Below are 17,834 nucleotides of genomic sequence, written 5' to 3'. Positions count from 1 at the left end.
GTCTCGTGCCGGGAATCCGTCCGGGGCGCCGACGTAGCCTGAATGCCCCGCCCGCCGCAGGCCAGAAGGAGTGCCGTGAGCATTGCAGAGACCGAGACCGGACCGCCCGCGTGGCGGCTGATCCTCGGATACGTACGGCCGCACCGGTGGGCGCTGCTGGCGGGCGCCGCGCTCTCGCTCGTCACGGGGGCCACGGGGCTGATGCTGCCGCTGGTGGCACGGGAGTTGATCGACGACCTGTCGCACGACCGGGCCATCACCGGCTGGCTGGTCCTCATGTCGGGGTTGGTGATCGCCAACGCGGCGCTGGGAGCGCTGGGTTCGTTCGTGCTGCGCCGTACCGCCGAGTCGGTGGTGCTCGGCGCGCGGCGCAGCCTGTCGTCGTATCTGCTGCGGCTGCGGATCACGGCCGTGGACCGCAGCGAACCGGGCGACCTGATGGCCAGGATCACCTCGGACACCACGCTGCTGCGCGAGGTCACCACGGACTCGCTGGTGGGCCTGGGCACCGGCGGGCTCACGCTGGTCGCGACGGTGGTCATGATGGGCCTGGTGGATCCGGTACTGCTCGGCGTGACGATGGCGGTGATCGCGGGCGCGGGCACGGTTCTCGGGGTGATCGTGCCGCACATCAACCGGGCGAGCCGGCAGGCGCAGGACGCGGTCGGCGTGATGGGGGCATCGCTGGAGCGGATACTCGGCGCGCTGCGCACGGTGAAGGCGTCCGGCGCCGAGCACCGGGAGGAGCGGACGCTGCACGAGGCGGCCGAGGAGTCGTGGCGGCAGAGCGTGCGGGCCGCCAAGTGGTCGGCGGCGGCGGGCAACACGGCGGGGCTGGCCATGCAGATCGCGTTCATCACGGTGCTCGCGGCCGGCGGGGCGCGGGTGGCGACCGGGGCGATCGACGTGGGCACGCTGGTGGCGTTCCTGCTGTTCGTGTTCTATCTCATGTCGCCGATCCAGCAGGTCGTCGGCGCCATCACGCAGTACCAGACGGGCGCCGCCGCCCTCACGCGCATCCAGGAGGCGATGCGGCTGCCCGCCGAACCGGCGGCCGAGCCCGCGCCGCTGCCGTCCACGGGCGCGGAACCCGCGTCCGTCGCCTTCGAGGACGTCCGGTTCCGGTACGCCGATGACCTGCCGTACGTCCATCACGGGGTGACCTTCGACGTGCCCGCGCAGGGCATGACGGCGTTCGTCGGGCCGTCCGGGGCGGGCAAGACCACCGTCTTCTCGCTCATCGAGCGGTTCTACGACCCGGAGTCCGGGACCGTGACGCTGGACGGCCGGGACCTCGCGGACTGGGATCTGCCCCGACTCCGTTCCGCCATCGGCTATGTGGAGCAGGACGCCCCCGTCCTGTCGGGTTCGCTGCGGGACAATCTGCTGCTGGGCAACCCGGAAGCCGACGCGGACGCGGTCGCCCGGGTGGTGAAGACGACCCGGCTCGACGCGATGGTCGCCAGGCTGCCCGCCGGTCTCGACACGCTGGTCGGACATCGCGGGACCAGGCTGTCGGGCGGCGAACGCCAGCGGGTCGCCATCGCCCGCGCCCTGCTGCGGCGCCCGCGGCTGCTCCTCCTGGACGAGGCCACCTCGCAGCTGGACGCGGTGAACGAGGCGGCGCTGCGCGACACCGTCGCGGACGTCGCCCGTACGACGACGGTGCTGGTGGTCGCGCACCGGCTGTCGACAGTGACGATGGCGGACCGGATCGTCGTGATGGACGCGGGGCGGGTGCGGGCCGTGGGGACCCATCGTGAGCTGGTCGCCGCCGACCCGCTGTACGCGGAGCTGGCCGCCACGCAGTTCCTGGCGACGGCCGGGTGAGAGGTCCGGTCGCTCAGCTCTCGAGTCGGCGCAGCCGTTCCGCGTCGCCGGTGCGGGGGCAGGTCACGCAGGCCTCGGCCGGGCGGATCGCGTAGAACATGCAGCAGCCGGCGCGGGTGCGGGTGACGTGCCGTCGGCCGGCGTCGCCGACCAGCTGGCGGAAGTCGGCGCCGGAGGGGTACGGCGGCACGGGGGCCGGCAGGACATCGGTGGCGGCCCGCAGGGCGTCGTCCTCCTGGCCGAGCATCCGGCCGAGGTACCAGATGCCGGAGACGAGGTCGTCGGAGACCATGCCCCACAGGGTGCGCGCGCCGCGTCGTACGGTCGGGCCGATCGCGGCCAGCAGCGGGCGCATGTGATCGGCGACCGCCATCCTCAACGCGGCCCGCAGCTGCTCCTCCTGAGGGAGCGTCAGCACGCCGGGCAGAGCGGCCACGGGGTCGCCGGCGAGACAGGCGAGCTCGCCGCCGGGGGTGATCACGAAGCTGCCGGAGGCGAGGTCCAGGCGGAGATCCTCGGGGCGGATCCGGGGCACCCGCCGGTCGAGATACCAGACCCCGCCCATCAGCAGCCCGACGGACCAGGCGTAGTCGTGCAGGGCGCGGGAGGCGGCGACATGGCGGCGCGGGACGATCCCGTAGCGGTCCTCGATCCGGGCGGCCTCGGCGTCGACGAAGGCGTCCAGCGCGCTGGGATCCGACGTCAGTTCCGCTGCGGACACGCCTACTCGAGCGGTCTCGTCGCCCGGTTCCCCGATCCGTACGGCGAGCGCCTCGCAGACGTCGGACAGTCGCCGGTACGCGTCGGCGAGGGCGTGGGAGACGGCACGGTCCGGCGGGGTCTTCAGGGCCACGGACATCGGCGCTCCAGAGCAGGAAATAGGCGGATCAAGGTAGGGAAGCCTTACCTTACCCATAAGATCATGGTGGGCCGATCAAGGGGGTTCTCCTGCCGCGACAGCAGAACCCGCACGTCACAAGGGCGCCATGGCCATTTGAGAACTAAAGCAAGCCTCACCTAAGCTCACGCCTCGTGACTGCGACCCACCCGGGCGCACCCGACACAGGTGTGCCCTTTCGTGCCCTCAGGCACATGCCTCTCTTCCCGGCCGGTTTCGGAGCCCTTGCGCGGGGTGCGGATCAGATGCTCGCGGACGCGGCTCGCCCCGGCCCCCGCCCGCTAGCGGAAGTTGTTCCTCAGTCATGCGTCTGTACCTCCTCGCCCTCAACCCGACCGACTCCGTCACCGAGGGCTTTCTGCCCGCCGCCGCCCGGCTGGGCCTGGACGTCACCGTCCTCACCGACCAGCCCGCGGCGCACCGTGCCGCGTATCCGGACGTCGAGATCCTGGAGTGCGAGGTCCGTGACTTCCGGGCCGTGACCACCCGGATCTCCCCGCACCACCGGCCCGACGCCGTCTTCACCAACAGCGACCACCTCCAGACCCAGGCCGCCCTGGCCGCCGCCTACTTCGGCCTCCCCGGCAAGGACTGGCGGGCCACGCTGCGCACCAAGGACAAGGCCGAGATGCGCCGCCGGCTCGCCGCGGCCGGCGTGGACCGCATGTGGTCGGCCGAGCTCACCGAACCCGCCGCGCTCGACGCGCCGTACCCCTGTGTGCTCAAGCCGCGCGAGGGCGTGGCCAGCGAGGACGTCGTCCTCGTCGAGAACGCCGAGGAACTGGTCGCCTGCTCCAAGGAGATCCTGGACCGGCGCCCGGGTGCCGTCCTGGTCGTGGAGGAGTACCTCCCCGGCGAGCTGTACACCCTGGAGACCCTCGGCGACGGCGCCGTCCGCCATGTCCTGGGCGGCTTCCACACCCAGCTGTCGGCGCCGCCGTACTTCGTCGAGGAGAGCATGACCTTCCTCCCGGCACACCCCGAGCCGGTCGTCACGCAGGTCCTGGCACAACTGGACGCGCTCGGCGTCGGGTTCGGGGCCTGTCACACCGAGTTCGTGAGGCACGCGGGCCGGGCGCGGATCATCGAGGTCAACTACCGTGCCATCGGCGACCAGTGCGATCTGCTGCTGGCCCGGCTGCTGGAGGTACCGCTCTTCGAGCACATCCTGCGCACCCACCTGGGCGAGCCGCTCCCCACTGACCTGGGCGCCCGCCGTGACGGGGCCGCGCGCGTGGAGTACCCGTGCGCCGACCGCGCCGGAACCCTCGTCGGGGCCCCCGCCGCCACCGAACTCACCGTCGGTGGCGTGCATCTGACGTATCGTCCGCTGCGTGCGGTGGGCGAGCGGCACGAGCTGTACCGCACCAACCGAGACTATCTCGGTGTCCTGCGGGCCACCGGCACCGACCAGTCGACGGTGGACCGCGTCTCGGCCGAGTTTATGGCCGCCCGGCACTGGGAGATCCAGCCGTGACCGCGCCGACGGCCGGTCCGGCCGCGACCGCTACGCCCCCTACGACCGCTGCGGCTTCTGCGACCGCCGATCCGCCCGTAGCTGCGCCGGCCGCCACAGACCCCTGCGCTGCGGAGCTGCTCGTCCGCGTACTGAGCGCCCTTCTGCGCGAGGACGTGGTCGGGCTGCGCACCCGGAGCACGCTCGCGCACCGGCCGGACGGCGACTGGCTGCGCCTGGCGACTCCGGAGGGCGACGCCCTGCTGCTGCCGGTCGCCGAGGACGGCTACCAGTGCGTGTACGCCGCCCGGCTGCCGCTCCTCGTGCGCGAGTCGGACGGCGGCGAGCTGACCTCGTACGACAGCGTGCTCGGCGCGCTGCGTGCCCTCGCCGAGCCCGAGGACCGGGGCGGCTTCGACGCGTTCGTCGAGGAGTGCCGGCAGACGCTGGCCACACTGCGGCTGCACGCGGCGACGCGGACGCGGGTGGCCGGGCTGCTGACCGCCCGGCACGGCGCCGACCCGGCACGCTGGACCGGCCTGACCGCCGGCCTGGCGTACGACACGCTCGCCGCCCGGCTCGACCACCCCGTCTACCCGACGGCACGCGGACGTGCGGGGCTCACCGATGCCCAACTGCGCGCGTACGCACCCGAGTTCCATCCCCGGTTCGCGTTGCGCTGGCTCGCCGTGCCCCGGGCCGCGGTCACCCTGACGGGGGCGCTTCCGGAGGTCTGGCCGTCGCCGGCGGTGCTCGGCCTGCCCGAACTGCAGAGCACCCATGTGACGTTACCGGTCCACCCGTTGACGCTCGGCGCCCCGCTCGACGAGGCGCTGCGGACCACCGGCCTCGCGGACAGCGCCGTGCTCGTCGGCCGGCCCCACCTCGACGTCGTCCCGACGCTGTCGATGCGTACCGTGGCTACGGTCGCGGATCCGGCCCTGCATCTCAAACTGCCCCTGGCCACCGCCACGTTGGGCCTGCGCAACAAGCGGTCCGTGAAACCCGGGACGCTCGTGGACGGTGCGGTGGGGCAGCGGCTGCTGGAGGCGGTGATCGCCCGTGAACCCCGTTTCCGGGACACCATCCTGCACGCCGACGAGACGACGTACGCACACGCCGGGCACGAGCTGCTCGCCGTCCTGTGCCGCCGGTACCCGGCCGGGCTCGACGACTCGGTGGTCGTACCGATGGCGGCACTCCTCGCCGAGGCCCCCGACGGACGGCCGGTCGTCGACCACCTCGCCGACCGCTTCCACGACGGGGACCCCCTCGCTCTCCTCGACGCCTGTCTCACGCTGCTGTTCGACTGGCAGACGACCCTGTTCGGGTACGGGATCGCGCTGGAGTCGCATCAGCAGAACGTCTCGCTGGTGCTGCGACCGGGCAGTGTGCGGATGCTGTTCAAGGACAACGACGGTCCCCGGGTCAACACCGAGCGGCTGGACGCCGTACTCCCCGGGCCGTGGGGCTTCGACGACGTACGGACCCTCGGCCGGGGCGACGGGCCGGTCGCCGACCTCTTCGCCACCGTCACCGTCCATCTGTGCGCGGGCGCCTACGCGTTCGGGCTCGCCCGGCGGGGTCGCGCCCCACTGACCACGCTGCTGGGGCTGGTGCGGGAGCGGCTGACGGAGGCGGTCGACAGGCTCACGGCAGAGGCAGGGGAGGCCGGGGCGGTGCTGCGCGCCCGCGTGCTGGACGCGCCGACGCTGCCGGTGAAGGCGATGGTCACGGCCGGGACCCTGCTGTCCAAGGAGCGGTCGGGCGCCGCCGACATCAACAAGCACTACACCACCGGCCCCAACTACCTGCTGACAGCCGGGGATCCGGCATGACCGCCGAGGCCCTGCACCTGCCACGGCCCTCGTTCGGCCGGGGCCAGGCGCACGAGGTGGCGGGCTGCTGCTTCGTGGCGTCCTTCGCGGCGCTGGGGCCGCCGGCCGGCGTGGCCGCGGCGGTGGGCAGTGCCCGCTTCGGTCCGGCCGCACCCGTACTGACCGGCGGTGCCGCTGCCGCCGTCACCGTCCTCGCCGTCACCTTCCCCCCGCTGAAGTTCCGCACCCGCTGGAGCCGTTGATGCCCTCGCTGACCCACTCGCCCGCGAGCTCCCCGAAGCTCTCGACCTCGTTCGAGCCCGGGGGGACGCCCGTCGCTCCCGCCGCACTGCCCACCGCCGACGAGGCGGTGGCCCACACGCTCCTCAACTGTCTGCTGCGCGAGGTGTCCGGCCCCGAACGCCAGTCCGTCGTGACCGACGGCCGGCTGCTGCTGCGGCTGCCGCGCCGCGGGGTCCTGCTGCGCGTCGCCCTGCGCCGCACCTCACTGCTGGGCGCACACCGGTTCACCGGCCCGGTGAGCGAGCAGAGCGAGGGCGGCTGGGCGGAGATGGACTGGCGACGCCTGGCCGAGTACACCCACGACGAGCTGTGGCTGCGCACCGGCGTGCGCAACGAGGAGTTCCTGGAGCAGATCGCCTTCAGCCACTCGGCGATCGCGGCCGCCCTGACCGCCGTACGGGCCGACACCGCCGTACGGGCCGACCGAGCCCCGGGGGACCGGCTGTCGGCCTACCTCGCCTCCGAGCAGTCGCTGCTGTTCGGGCACCGCTTCCACCCCACGCCCAAGGCCCGCACCGGCGACCCGCGCGCCTGGTCCGCGTACGCCCCGGAGACGGGCGCCGCCTTCCCGCTGCGCCACCTCGCGGTCCGCAGCCACCTGATCGCCGAGGAGTACGCCGACCCCGCGGCCGTCGCCCCCTTGGACCGGCAGCGCGAGGACGTCCCGGACGGCTACCGGCTGCTGCCCGCCCACCCCTGGCAGTACGAGACACTCGGCGAGCACCCCGCGCTGCGCGCCGCCCTCGCGGCCGGTGACATCCTCGACCTCGGACCCGGCGGACAGCCCTTCGCCGCCACCGCCTCCGTGCGCACCCTGTACGACGGCGAGACGTTCCTGAAGTTCAGCCTCAACGTGCGGATCACCAACTGCCTGCGCAAGAACAGCAGTTACGAGCTGTCCGGCGCGGTCGCCCTCACCCGCGCCCTGGCCCCGGCACTCGCCGACCTCGCCGAGCGTTTCCCCGGCAGCGCCGTGCTCCGCGAGCCCGCGTACCGCTCGCTCGCCCTCCCGGGTCCCGACGGGACACCGGACCGCGCCCTGTTGGAGGGCTTCGGCGTCATCGTCCGCGAAGGCCTGCCGCGCCGGCTCGCGCCCGGCACCACTCCCCTGCTCGCCGCCGCGGTCGCCGACGAGTACCCGACCGGCGCCGCCCACATCTCCCGCCTCCTGGCCGGCGCGGACGAGCGGCGGGCCCTGGACTGGTGGTCGGCGTACCTCGGCCTCCTCGTCCCGCCGGTGCTGGCCGCCTACTTCGACCACGGGCTGGTCCTGGAACCGCACCTGCAGAACGTCCTCATCGGCGTCGACGGCGACGGCATGCCCGTCCAGGTCCTCTTCCGCGACCTGGAGGGCGCCAAGCTGGTCCCCGAGCATCACGCGGACACGCTCGCCGCGTTGCCGCCCGAGGTCGCGGGTCCGATGACGTACGACGCACAGCGCGGCTGGGACCGGGTGGTGTACTGCCTGTTGGTCAACCATGCCGCCGAGCTGCTCGCCGCCCTCGCCGACCTGCACCCGCGGGCGGAGGCCGCGCTGTGGGGCCGGATGCGGGACACCCTGCGGGCGTACGCCGACCGGAGCGGCTGTCCGCCGCGCCTGGCCGCCCTGCTCGCCGGGGTGCCGCTGCCCGCCAAGGCCAACCTGCTCACCCGCTGGGAGCGCAAGGCCGACCGCGCGGCCGGATACGTCCGGCTGCCGTCCCCTCTCGCCGAGGGCATCCTGCGCGACACGACCGGGAGCATCCGATGACCGATCCGACGCCCGCGGTCCGCGACCGCGTCCTGTCCCTGCCTTCCAGTGAACTTCCCGCGTACGTCTACGATCTGGCCGCACTGCGCCCCCACGTCGCCGCCGTGCGGGCCGCGCTCCCGGAGCGGGTCGAGCTGTACTACGCCGCGAAGGCCAACCCCGAGCCGGAGATCCTCGGCGCGCTCGGTCCGTACGTCGACGGCTACGAGGTCTCCTCGGGCGGCGAACTCGCCCACGTGGCCGGGGCGGTACCGGGTCGGCCGCTCGCCTTCGGGGGTCCCGGCAAGACGCCGGACGAGGTGACGGCCGCGCTGGAGCAGGGAGTCGAACGCTTCCACGTGGAGAGCGCCTACGAGCTGCGCATGCTGGCCGAGTTGGCGCGGCGCGTCGCTCCGGGACGACGGGTGCCGGTGCTGCCCCGCGTCAACCTGCCGGTCGCCGACGGCTCGTTGGCGGGCAGCTCGCTGGCGATGGGCGGCAGGCCCACACCCTTCGGGATGGACCCCGCCCAGGCTCTCGAGGCCGTCCGCGCGCTCACCGGCGGCACCTACCCGCACCTCGAACTGCGGGGCGTCCACGCCCACTTGGCGAGCGGCCTGGAGGCGGCCGAGCAGCTGGCGGTGGCCGAGTCCGTCGTCTCGTGGGCGACGGACCTCGGTGTGCCGCTCGCCGAGGTGAACGTCGGCGGCGGCATGACCGTCGACTACACCCCGTCCCGGGCACCGCTTCGACTGGGCCGCGTACGGCAAGGGCCTCGCCCGCCTGACCGAGGCGCACCCCGAACTCACCCTGCGCGTCGAGCCGGGGCGGGCCCTGACGGCGTACTGCGGCTGGTACGCCACGGAGGTACTGGACGTGAAGCGCAGCCACGGCGAGGAGTTCGCCGTCGTCCGGGGCGGCACCCACCATCTGCGCACCCCGGCGACGAAGGGGCACGACCAGCCGTGTTCCGTACTTCCGGTGGACACCTGGCCGCATCCGTGGCCGCGATCCGAGTCCGTGGGCGACCGGATCACCCTGGCCGGACAGCTGTGCACACCGAAGGACGTGCTGGCCCGACGCGTACCCGCGCCCGGGCTGAAGGCCGGTGACCGGGTGGCGTTCTCGCTGACAGGTGCCTACGCGTGGAACATCTCCCACCACGACTTCCTGATGCACCCCCGGCCCGGCTTCCACTTCCTGGACGCCGCTCCCGCGCGATGAGACGCAGGCACGCGTCGAGGGCCGCCCGGAGAGATCCGGGCGGCCCTCGGGGAGCAGGCGGGAACGGTCAGGCCTGGACAGCGGGCAGCAGCCCGGTGACGGGGGCGACGAGGTCGGTGACCTGGTGCAGCTCGTTCAGCTTGTTCAGCTCGTTGACCCGGTTGAGCGCGGCCAGCTGCTCCGAGATCCGCGGGACCTCGCCCTTGTGCTCCGCGGGCAGGTCGCTCACGACGAGCGAGTCGAGCGTGGCGATGGGGTTCAGCTGACCGGCACCCGGGGCAGCCGCGTCGGCCGCGTTCGCGAGGGGAGCGGCGAGGCCGGTGACCCCGACGGCGAGACCCACGGCGGCGACGATACGTCGTGTTGAGACCATGCCCTCAGCAACGCGGGAGGAGCCCTGCCGGACACGAGCGGCCGCTGCCGCTCACCCGTGAGGCGCAGCGCGCGGACTGCGCTTGCCGAGCCCGCCGAGGCGGAGGAGCCTCGAAGGGAGAGGCCCCTCGCGGCCCGCACCTCGCCGGGCCGCGGCCTTTTGAAGGAGGTCACACCATGGGCAGTGCGGCACGCTCCGGCTTCGACGCCGAAACCCTGCGTCAGGCCATCGAAGGACACACCGCGGCGAATCTTCTGTCGCTCTACGCGGACGACGCGGAGATACGCGTCGTGGACCGCAACACCCAGCCCAGCCACCCCAAGGTCCTGCACGGCCGGAACGAGATCGGCGCGATGCTCGAGGACGTGTACAGCCGCGACATCAAGACGCACAAGCTTGAGCAGTGTGTCGTCCAGGAAGACCGCGTCGCCTTCACCGAGAGCTGCGAGTACTCCGACGGAGTGCGCGTGTTCTCCGAGTCGATGATGTCGCTGCGGGACGGGAAGATCGCCGACCAGACCATGGTCCAGGCCTGGGACGAGTAGTCGGAAGCAGGAGGTTAGGCTGTCGGTGGGCCGTGACTGGCGCTGAGGTGGAGCACCACCGGGGAGCGGCCCGCCGTGAACGAATGCCGTGCGCCTGGGCGATCCCGTGGACTCAGCTCAGGAGTGGATCATGTCTCAGGCCCGGCTCATGGACGGCACCGCGCTCGCCCGGCGCACCCTGGAGGACACCGCCAAGCGGGCGGCCGACCTTACGGAGCGCACGGGAGAGGCTCCTTGCCTGGCGACCGTCCTTGTGGGTGAGGACCCCGCGTCCGTCACCTACGTCCGGATGAAGCGGAATCGCTGCCGCACGGCCGGCATCGAGTCGCGGCACGTGGCGCTGCCCGCCGCCACCACCACCGAGGAACTGGTCGGCACCCTGCGGACCCTGTCCGAGGACGCCGGTGTGCACGGCATCCTGCTCCAGCATCCGGTGGGCGCCCACATCGACGAGCGGGCCGCGTTCGAGGCCGTCGCTCCCGAGAAGGACGTCGACGGCGTCACCTTCGCCTCCTTCGCCACGATGAGCTTCGGCCTGCCGGGCTTCGTGTCCTGCACTCCGGGCGGGATCATGCGGCTCCTCGACGAGTACGACGTCGACCCGGCCGGCAAGCGGGCCGTGGTCGTGGGCCGCAGCGCGATCCTCGGCAAGCCGGTCGGCATGCTGCTGCTCGCCCGGGACGCGACCGTCACCTACTGCCACTCCCGCACCCGGGACCTGTCCGCGGCCGTCCGCGAGGCGGACATCGTGGTCGCCGCCGTGGGCCGGCCGCGGCTGATCCGGGGCCAGGACGTCAAGCCCGGCGCCGTGGTGATCGACGCCGGGTACAACGCCGGGAACGTCGGCGACGTCGACTTCGACTCCGCCGTGGAACGGGCCTCTCTGATCACGCCGGTGCCGGGCGGCGTCGGTCCGATGACGATCGCCACGCTGCTGGAGCAGACCGTGGACGCGGCCACCCGGCAACTCGGGGTGTGATCAGCGCATCCAGGCGCTGTACTGCATGACGTCGCCGGCCCTGAGGCCCCACTCGGGTTCGGCGACGGTGGCGGTGCTCTCCAGCCCGAGGACGGCCCCCGTGGCCGGGTCCATGATCAGCATCCGGCCGGCGCCGGAACCGTCGTAGACATACGCCTGACCACGCCGGCCGAGGCGGTCGGTCACCTGACCGACCGGCCGCAGCCCCTCGGCGTCCGCGAGGAGCCGGACGAGTGCCGCGTTCTCGCGGGCGCCGAGGGTCCAGTGATCGAGCAACACGTCGACGGAGTCGAGCAGTTGGGGCGTGCTGAGCGGCGTATCGCTGTACCCCGCCTCCTGCAGATAGGCGCGCAGCCGCGTCGGGTCGTGCGGCGGCGCCGACTCGGGTGGCGCGTCGCTCCGGCTCGGCCCGAAGGTCTGCCTGCTGATGACGTGCCCGTCCGCCACCAGGCGGGGCTCGCCGTCCTCGTCGGACAGGACTGGCCGGCCGGGATGCCTCGGGTCGGTCGCCACGACCAGTTCCGTGTGCGTGTCGTCGGCCTTCCAGCGCACGATCCGCTCCTCGGCGAACGTGACCGGGGGCTTGTCCTCCGCCATTCCCATGCTCCACGTCAGGACGTGCGTGCCCTTGCGCAGCCGGGGCGAACCGTCTGCCGCGTCCTGCCCGGCACGCTCGGCCAGCAACTGGAGGGGTACGGGGGTGGAGTCGGCCCGCACGACCAGCGGGCGGGGGGCCGCGACCGCGGGGGGCGTGTTCGGGCCGCCGAGTACGAGGGCCAGCGCGAGGGCGGCCACGACGGCGGTGGCGACCAGGCCCCAGGCCAGCCGGGCGCGGCTGCGGGAGCCGGGGGTCTGCCCGTGCAGCAGCCGGTTCAGCTGCCGCTCGGCGTGATGGTCCAGGGGCCCGTCGCCGAAGTGGGGGGCGTCGACCGGGACCGGGTTGGCGCGGCGCAGGAGTTCCAGTTCGTCAGCCATGGCCGTGCTCCTTCGACGGGTTGGACGGGTGTGCGCCGGCGGCGAGCGCGGGGTGGACACGGTCGATCTCGGCTCTCAGCCGGCGGCGGGCCCGGTGCAGCCGCATCGACGCGGCCCGTCGGCCGCAGCCGAGGGCGACGGCCACCTCGTCGATGCCGAGTTCCTCCCAGGCCGTCAGGCGCAGTACCTCCTGGTCGGCCGCGGAGAGCCGGGCGAGCGCGTCGTGCACCCAGCCGCCCGGTGTCTCCTGGTCGGGGCCTGCCGCGATGTGCCGCCCGTGCACGGTGTCGTCGTTGCCGAGCCGGTCGACGAGCCGGCGGCGGCGTCCGTGGCCGCGTACCGCGTTGGCCAGGCAGTTGCGTGCCACGCCGTACAGCCAGGGCAGGGGGGACGCCGGAAGGTCGGCCCGGCGGCGCCAGGCGACCGTGAACACCTCCGCCACCACTTCCTCCACCTCGCTGGTACGCCCGTCCAACCGCCGCGCGACGTAGCGGCTGACCGCCCAGTAGTGCTCGCGATAGGCAGCGGCGAAGTCCTCGTCGTTGCTCATGTTCCGTTCGTGTCCGGCACCTTCGTGATCGTCACACCCGTCCTGGGTGACGCTCGTCGCTCCCGTCCCGGGGGCGAGCGCGGTCGTCAAGTTATCTTGCTCGGACACAGGCCCGTCTCTTCGGCCCGACCGGGGCGCCGCAGGCAAGGAGTTGACCATGGACGCGCAGGACACGGCCAAGAGACTGCGGGCGATCTGCGACGAGTTGTCGGACCGTTTCTACGAGCGGGCCGACGTGGTGCGGACGCTGGTGGTGACGCTGCTGGCCGGACAGCACTCGCTGGTGCTCGGCCCGCCCGGAACGGCGAAGTCCGAGTTGGCCCGGGAGCTCACGGGCCGGGTCGAGGGGGCGTCGTACTGGGAGATCCTGCTGTCCAAGTTCACCGCGCCGACCAGGATGTTCGGTCCCGTCGATGTCGCCGCGCTGGCCCGGGGCGAGTACCGCCAGGTCTACGAGGGCCGCGCCACGACCGCGCATGTCGCGTTCATCGACGAGATCTTCAAGTGCTCCACGGCGGCGCTGAACGAGACGCTGGGCTTCCTCAACGAGCGGATCTATCACCCGGAGAGCGGCGGCGAGCCGATCCGCTGCCCTCTGATCGGGGCCATCACGGCGAGCAACGAGCTGCCGAGCGGAGAGGACACGGCCGCGATCTACGACCGGCTGCTGGTGCGGATCGAGGTCGGGTACCTGGCAGACCCCTCGAACTTCGCCGCGCTGGTCCGCTCCGCCGTCAGCCGCCCCGTGGCACCGACCCGGACCACCGTCGAGCTGGCCGCGTTGCAGCACGCCGTGACCGAAGCCGTCCCGGCCGTGGACGTCCCCGAGGTGATCGTGGACGCGGTGTGTACGCTGCGGGCCGCCCTGCGCCGCAAGGAACTCGTCGCCTCCGACCGCCGCTGGCGGCAGGCGGTGGGCCTGCTCCAGGCGTCCGCGTTCCTCGACGGCCGCCCGGCGGTCGCCGAGACCGACCTGTCGGTGCTGACCCACGTGTTGTGGGACTCCCCCGCCGAGCGCCCGACCGTCGAGCGCGAGGTGCTGCACCTGGTCAACCCCGACGCCAAGGAGGCGCTCGACCTGGCCGACGCCATCGAGGAGCTGGAGGCCCAGCTCGACGCCATGGCCGGGCAGTCCCGCGAGGCGCTGAGCGACTGGGTCATCAAGAAGGCCCACAACCAGCTCGCCATGGCGGGCAAGCGGCTGGAAAAGCTGCGCGAGGAGGCGGCGGGCGCCGGCCGCTCCACCGCCGCCATCGACCGGGTCACCGGCCGCCAGCGCGCCGTCCGCGCCCGCGTTCTCACCGAGGCCCTCGGCCTGGACGCGAGCATGGTGCAGGCACAGATCTGAACACGGGGGATCAGGGCGATGGGCGGGACGGGCAGCACACCGAGCACGCTCGACGGGCCGGCGAGCCGGGCCGGGACATGGCTGAGCCTGTCCGCCGCCGCTCCCGAGCGGCACACCGGGGCCGTGGTCGCGGACCGGTTCGAACAGATCGCCTGGCGCGACACCTCCGAGCAGTCGGCCGCACTGCGCGAGCTGGCCGAGGAGCTGAACGAGCGCCACGACCACACCACCGACCTACTGACCGATGCGTTCCTGGCCGCCTACAAGGTCAGCCCGCGGTTGCGCGAGCGCGCGGAGATGGATCCCTCCCGGCTGGTCAACCACCAGGTCATCACCGCGCTGGTGGAGTCACCGGAGTTCGCCGAGCTGCACCGCGAGACGGCCGGCGACCCCTACGCCGCCGCCATGGCCGTGCTCGCCCAGGCCGCCGCCCTGCGCCGGATGCTGGAGCGCTCCCGGCATGCCCAGGAACAGGCCGAGCGGGCGAAGAAGGCCCAGCAGGACACCGAAGGCGCGGCGACCGCCGTGGGCGAGGCGCTCCAGCAGGCCGCTGACGGGGCGGACCGGTCCGACGGGGAGGGCGCCGTGCCGGCCCCGGCCGCCGACGCCGTGCAGCAGGCGATCGAGGCCGCGGAAGCCGCCGAGGCCGCTGCGCGGGAGCCGCCCAGGACGCCGCGCAGGCCCTCGCGGTGGCGGCCCCCGGCATCCGTGTCGCCGCGCGGAACGCGGCGGCGAAGGCCGCCGAGGCCGTGCGGGAGGAGGCCGCGCTGATGCGGGCCTGGGGCGTGGGTCCCGGCGAGCTGGAGCGGCTGCCGTTCGACCAGCGCGCCCGCCTCGCCGAGCGGCTGCGCACCGGCCGTCTCGCCCAGTGGGCCGAACTGATCGGCCGTTTCCGGCAGATGGCCGGCGGTGAGCGCGCCCGCAGGATGGAGAACGCCACCGGGGAGCTGGTCGGCGTCACCCTCGGCGATGACCTCTCCCGCGTGATCCCCTCCGAGCTGGCCAACCTCGGCCTGCCCGAGCTGCGTGCGGTGTTCGCGGCGCGCTACGCCGCCGGGGAGCTGATGCTCTACGACAGCCAGGGAGAGCAGACCACCGGCCGGGGTGCCATCATCGCGTGCGTCGACACCTCGCACTCCATGTACGAGGCGGGGCCCGGCGGAGTCACCCGGGAGGCGTGGGCCAAGGCGTGCGCCCTGGCGCTGCTGGATCAGGCCCGCCACGCGGGGCGTGACTTCGTCGGCATCCTGTTCTCCGCCGCCGACAAGCTCCAGGTCTTCCGTTTCCCGGCCGGCCAGCCGGCCGGCATCGCCCGGGCCCTCGAATTCGCGGAGACCTTCCTCGGCGGCGGCACCAGCTACCAGCGGCCGCTGTCTGCGGCCTGTGAACTGCTGGAGGAGGAGTTCAACGACGCCGCCCGCATGCGCGGCGACATCGTGATGCTCACCGACGACGACTGCGGCGTCACCGAGCAGTGGATGCGCGGCTGGAACGACGCCAAGCACCGGCTGGGCTTCCGTGTCTTCGGCGTGGCCGTCGGCGCCCCGCGGGTCGCCGAGGCCGATTCGGTCCTGGACGCCCTGTGCGACAACCTGCGCTGCGTCGAGGACCTCACCGACGTCCACGCGGCCGCCGATCTCTTCCGCGTGATCTGAGCAGGCGGCGCCGCCTGTTGGGCGGCGCCGCGGTGGCCGAGCTGGTGTGTCTCGTCCGGGGCGGACGTTACGTCAGCGTCCACTTCTGGTTGGCGCCGCCGTTGCACGTCCACAGCACGAGCAGGGAGCCGTTGGCCGTGCCGTTGTTGTTCGCGTCGAGGCAGAGACCGGCGTTGACGTTGACGAGGGTGCCGTCGCTGCCCACGTTCCACTGCTGGTTGGCCTGGCCGTTGCAGTCCCAGATGACGACCTTGGTGCCGTTGGTGGTGCCGAGGTTGTAGGCGTCGAGGCACTTGTTGCCGTACACCACGAGTTCCTTGCGGGAGGTGTACGTCCAGGACTGGTTCTGGCCGCCGTTGCAGTCCCACAGCTCGGCCTGGGTGCCGTTGGTGATGGTGTTGTCGTAGATGTCGAGGCAGCGCCCGGACTCCTGGCCGACGGCCAGTGTGCCGTTCGTGCCGGGCAGGGGTCTGACGGTGATCGAGTCGATGCCGGACGCCCCCGAGAAGGCGAGTGTGTTGGCGGAGCCCTTGGACAGGGAGGCCGCGACGGAGATCGTGCCCGGGCTGGATCCGGTCGGCGGGAAGGAGACCTTGGTGGGCGTCTGGCCGTTGACCTGGAGGGTGGCCGTCTGGGCGGTGGAGGTGTTGTTGGTGTAGGAGACGTCGACCGTCTTCAGGCCGGTGCTCCCGGCGACCACACCGGTGAAGCTCGACGTGCCGGTGTACGTGCTGCTCGCCGCCTCGGTGCCGCCGCTGATCTTGAGCATCACCGAGCCGCCGGCCGGGACGCTCGCCGTGTAACTCGTGCCGTACGTACCGATGTTGGACCGCGTCCACAGGTCACGGACGGTGGCGTTGGCGTTGGTCAGGCCGAGGTCCGACCAGCGCACGGTGATGTTCTTGGCGGCGGAGGTGCGGTTGAGCAGGACGACCGCGCGGTTGCCGGCGCCGGACAGGACCTTGCCGTAGACCTGCGCCCCGGTGGCGTCCTCGGCGACCTCGACACCCTGGAGGCCGCGCGGGTCCTGGTCGACCGCGATGACCTCGGGGTTCTTCAGGATCGCGGCGGTCTCCGCGGTCATGGTGGTCAGGTTGTTGCCGGCCAGGAGCGGGGCGCCGGAGATCGCCCACAGGTTCATGTGGGTGCGGTTCTGGGCGGCGGTGAAGCCGTCCATGCCGACCATCAGCATGTCGGGGTCGTTGTAGTAGCCGGTGTGCTGGGCCGTGGGGTGCAGGTTGGTGTCGTAGTTGGTCAGCAGGCTCGACATGGAGGGCTGGTTGCCCCAGTAGATGATGTCGGTGTTGGTCCGCCACATCGCGCCCTGGCCGGGGGCCCAGTTCCACGGGTTCTGGTAGCCCCAGTTGCAGAGCGAGAGGGTGAGCGGGCGGCCCGTGGTGGCGGTGGCCTTCGTGATCGCGTCGCTGATGGCCTGGTACGTGGTCTTCGCGTCGAGGCCCTCGGCGTCGCCGCCGCACCAGTCCACCTTCACGAAGTCGAAGCCCCACTTCGAGAACTGGAGCATGTCCTGGTCGTAGTGGCCCTCACTGCCCGAGCCCGGCGCGGCGGGCCGGCCCGTCGGGTAGTAGTAGCCGCAGCCGTCCTTGCCGGCGTCGGTGTAGATGCCCGCCTTCAGGCCCTTGCTGTGGATGTAGTCGGCGATGGCCTTCATCCCGCCGGGCCACTCCGTCTCGTCGATCGTGATGTTGCCGGCGCTGTCCCGGGTGCCCTGCCACCAGCCCTCGTCGATGTTGATGTACTTGTACCCGGCTGCGGGCAGGCCCGCGGCGACGAACGCGTCGACCTGCTGCTTGATCACGTTGTAGTCGATCTTCGCGGCGAAGCTGTTCCAGGAGGCCCAGCCCATCGGGGCGGTGGGCACCGGTATCTGACGGGCCGTCGCCGCGAGCGCCGGAGCCGGCTGGACGAACAGCAGGGCGGCCGTCGCGGTCAGGGCGAGGACAAGGGCGCGTACGGCCGTGGCTCTGCAGCGCTGCATCAGGCCTCTGACGGCCGATCGGGGGGAACGCGGTGGGGGGTACATGCGGCTCCTTCGTGCGGGAAGAACACCCGAGACAGTCGGGATTTCGAACGCAGATCGGTTCTTCGAACGGTGTGCGCGCCGAACGTAGAGCCACCGGAGGGGCAAGTC

Annotated in this window: 13 protein-coding genes, 2 pseudogenes and 1 riboswitch; of the genes and pseudogenes, 10 read left to right on the top strand and 5 right to left on the bottom strand. The window is 72.5% G+C overall.

Annotation, left to right across the window (positions count from 1 at the left end; translation table 11 throughout):
- Positions 1–75 precede the first annotated feature (75 nt).
- Positions 76–1,830, top strand: coding sequence for an ABC transporter ATP-binding protein (locus QFZ76_RS44430; protein WP_307679012.1), 1,755 nt, complete (start codon positions 76–78; stop codon positions 1,828–1,830).
- A gap of 13 nt (positions 1,831–1,843) precedes the next feature.
- Here QFZ76_RS44430 and QFZ76_RS44425 read toward each other — a convergent pair whose 3' ends face one another.
- A complete protein-coding gene (locus QFZ76_RS44425) occupies positions 1,844–2,689 on the bottom strand; it encodes a (2Fe-2S)-binding protein (RefSeq protein WP_307679011.1) in 846 nt (281 codons plus the stop codon).
- Positions 2,690–3,032: 343 nt separating this feature from the next.
- On the opposite strand from QFZ76_RS44425, the gene QFZ76_RS44420 reads away from it, so the two are divergent.
- From QFZ76_RS44420 to QFZ76_RS44400, 5 genes and pseudogenes are all read left to right on the top strand, one after another.
- Complete coding sequence (locus QFZ76_RS44420) at positions 3,033–4,205, top strand: acetyl-CoA carboxylase biotin carboxylase subunit family protein (protein WP_307679010.1); 1,173 nt, start codon at positions 3,033–3,035, stop codon at positions 4,203–4,205.
- The gene (locus tag QFZ76_RS44415) at positions 4,202–6,022 is read left to right on the top strand and encodes an IucA/IucC family protein (protein ID WP_373464450.1); all 1,821 of its coding nucleotides are present in this window, start codon (positions 4,202–4,204) and stop codon (positions 6,020–6,022) included. Before QFZ76_RS44420 ends, QFZ76_RS44415 begins: the two co-directional genes overlap by 4 nt.
- The gene (locus tag QFZ76_RS44410; protein WP_307679009.1) at positions 6,019–6,264 is read left to right on the top strand and encodes a hypothetical protein; all 246 of its coding nucleotides are present in this window, start codon (positions 6,019–6,021) and stop codon (positions 6,262–6,264) included. The genes QFZ76_RS44415 and QFZ76_RS44410 overlap by 4 nt, the downstream gene beginning before the upstream one ends.
- Positions 6,264–8,054, top strand: a complete 1,791-nt coding sequence (locus tag QFZ76_RS44405; protein ID WP_307679008.1) for an IucA/IucC family siderophore biosynthesis protein — start codon at positions 6,264–6,266, stop codon at positions 8,052–8,054. Before QFZ76_RS44410 ends, QFZ76_RS44405 begins: the two co-directional genes overlap by 1 nt.
- A pseudogene (locus QFZ76_RS44400) lies at positions 8,051–9,257 on the top strand (type III PLP-dependent enzyme). Before QFZ76_RS44405 ends, QFZ76_RS44400 begins: the two are co-directional and overlap by 4 nt.
- Before the next feature lie 67 nt (positions 9,258–9,324).
- Here QFZ76_RS44400 and QFZ76_RS44395 read toward each other — a convergent pair.
- A complete protein-coding gene (locus QFZ76_RS44395) occupies positions 9,325–9,630 on the bottom strand; it encodes a hypothetical protein (protein WP_307679007.1) in 306 nt (101 codons plus the stop codon).
- A 176-nt stretch (positions 9,631–9,806) separates the two neighbouring features.
- Between QFZ76_RS44395 and QFZ76_RS44390 the strand changes: the two genes are divergently transcribed.
- Both QFZ76_RS44390 and QFZ76_RS44385 read left to right on the top strand, forming a co-directional pair.
- Positions 9,807–10,175, top strand: a complete 369-nt coding sequence (locus tag QFZ76_RS44390; RefSeq protein WP_307679006.1) for a nuclear transport factor 2 family protein — start codon at positions 9,807–9,809, stop codon at positions 10,173–10,175.
- Between the two features lie 22 nt (positions 10,176–10,197).
- A riboswitch (ZMP/ZTP riboswitch) is annotated at positions 10,198–10,282 on the top strand.
- 23 nt (positions 10,283–10,305) lie between these two features.
- Positions 10,306–11,154, top strand: a complete 849-nt coding sequence (locus QFZ76_RS44385) for a bifunctional 5,10-methylenetetrahydrofolate dehydrogenase/5,10-methenyltetrahydrofolate cyclohydrolase (protein WP_307679005.1) — start codon at positions 10,306–10,308, stop codon at positions 11,152–11,154.
- On the opposite strand, the gene QFZ76_RS44380 is transcribed toward QFZ76_RS44385, so the two are convergent.
- Entirely contained in the window at positions 11,155–12,129 is a 975-nt protein-coding gene (locus tag QFZ76_RS44380) for a CU044_5270 family protein (RefSeq protein ID WP_307679004.1), read from the bottom strand.
- Positions 12,122–12,679 carry an RNA polymerase sigma factor gene (locus QFZ76_RS44375; protein ID WP_307679003.1) on the bottom strand — a complete coding sequence of 186 codons (558 nt, stop codon included), beginning with the start codon at positions 12,677–12,679 and terminating at the stop codon, positions 12,122–12,124. Before QFZ76_RS44375 ends, QFZ76_RS44380 begins: the two co-directional genes overlap by 8 nt.
- Before the next feature lie 157 nt (positions 12,680–12,836).
- Here QFZ76_RS44375 and QFZ76_RS44370 point away from each other — a divergent pair, with 157 nt between their 5' ends.
- Positions 12,837–14,027: an AAA family ATPase gene (locus QFZ76_RS44370; protein ID WP_307679002.1), complete on the top strand. Its 1,191-nt coding sequence runs from the start codon at positions 12,837–12,839 to the stop codon at positions 14,025–14,027.
- Positions 14,028–14,045: 18 nt separating this feature from the next.
- Positions 14,046–15,682: pseudogene (locus tag QFZ76_RS44365) on the top strand (VWA domain-containing protein).
- Between the two features lie 67 nt (positions 15,683–15,749).
- Here QFZ76_RS44365 and QFZ76_RS44360 read toward each other — a convergent pair.
- A complete protein-coding gene (locus tag QFZ76_RS44360; RefSeq protein WP_307679001.1) occupies positions 15,750–17,681 on the bottom strand; it encodes a ricin-type beta-trefoil lectin domain protein in 1,932 nt (643 codons plus the stop codon).
- Between the last annotated feature and the right edge of the window lie 153 nt (positions 17,682–17,834).

The sequence above is a fragment of the Streptomyces sp. V4I2 genome (assembly GCF_030817655.1).
Lineage (GTDB): Bacteria > Actinomycetota > Actinomycetes > Streptomycetales > Streptomycetaceae > Streptomyces > Streptomyces plumbiresistens.
The sequence above is the reverse complement of the archived record's forward strand: the minus strand, read 5'-3'. Positions and strand labels throughout refer to the sequence as shown.

Coding starts and splice junctions, on each gene's coding strand:
- QFZ76_RS44375 (WP_307679003.1), bottom strand. CDS start 12,679: ATGAGCAACGACGAGGACTTCGCCGCTGCCTATCGCGAGCACTACTGG.
- QFZ76_RS44370 (WP_307679002.1), top strand. CDS start 12,837: ATGGACGCGCAGGACACGGCCAAGAGACTGCGGGCGATCTGCGACGAG.
- QFZ76_RS44385 (WP_307679005.1), top strand. CDS start 10,306: ATGTCTCAGGCCCGGCTCATGGACGGCACCGCGCTCGCCCGGCGCACC.
- QFZ76_RS44425 (WP_307679011.1), bottom strand. CDS start 2,689: ATGTCCGTGGCCCTGAAGACCCCGCCGGACCGTGCCGTCTCCCACGCC.
- QFZ76_RS44410 (WP_307679009.1), top strand. CDS start 6,019: ATGACCGCCGAGGCCCTGCACCTGCCACGGCCCTCGTTCGGCCGGGGC.
- QFZ76_RS44405 (WP_307679008.1), top strand. CDS start 6,264: ATGCCCTCGCTGACCCACTCGCCCGCGAGCTCCCCGAAGCTCTCGACC.
- QFZ76_RS44395 (WP_307679007.1), bottom strand. CDS start 9,630: ATGGTCTCAACACGACGTATCGTCGCCGCCGTGGGTCTCGCCGTCGGG.
- QFZ76_RS44420 (WP_307679010.1), top strand. CDS start 3,033: ATGCGTCTGTACCTCCTCGCCCTCAACCCGACCGACTCCGTCACCGAG.
- QFZ76_RS44390 (WP_307679006.1), top strand. CDS start 9,807: ATGGGCAGTGCGGCACGCTCCGGCTTCGACGCCGAAACCCTGCGTCAG.
- QFZ76_RS44360 (WP_307679001.1), bottom strand. CDS start 17,681: ATGCAGCGCTGCAGAGCCACGGCCGTACGCGCCCTTGTCCTCGCCCTG.
- QFZ76_RS44380 (WP_307679004.1), bottom strand. CDS start 12,129: ATGGCTGACGAACTGGAACTCCTGCGCCGCGCCAACCCGGTCCCGGTC.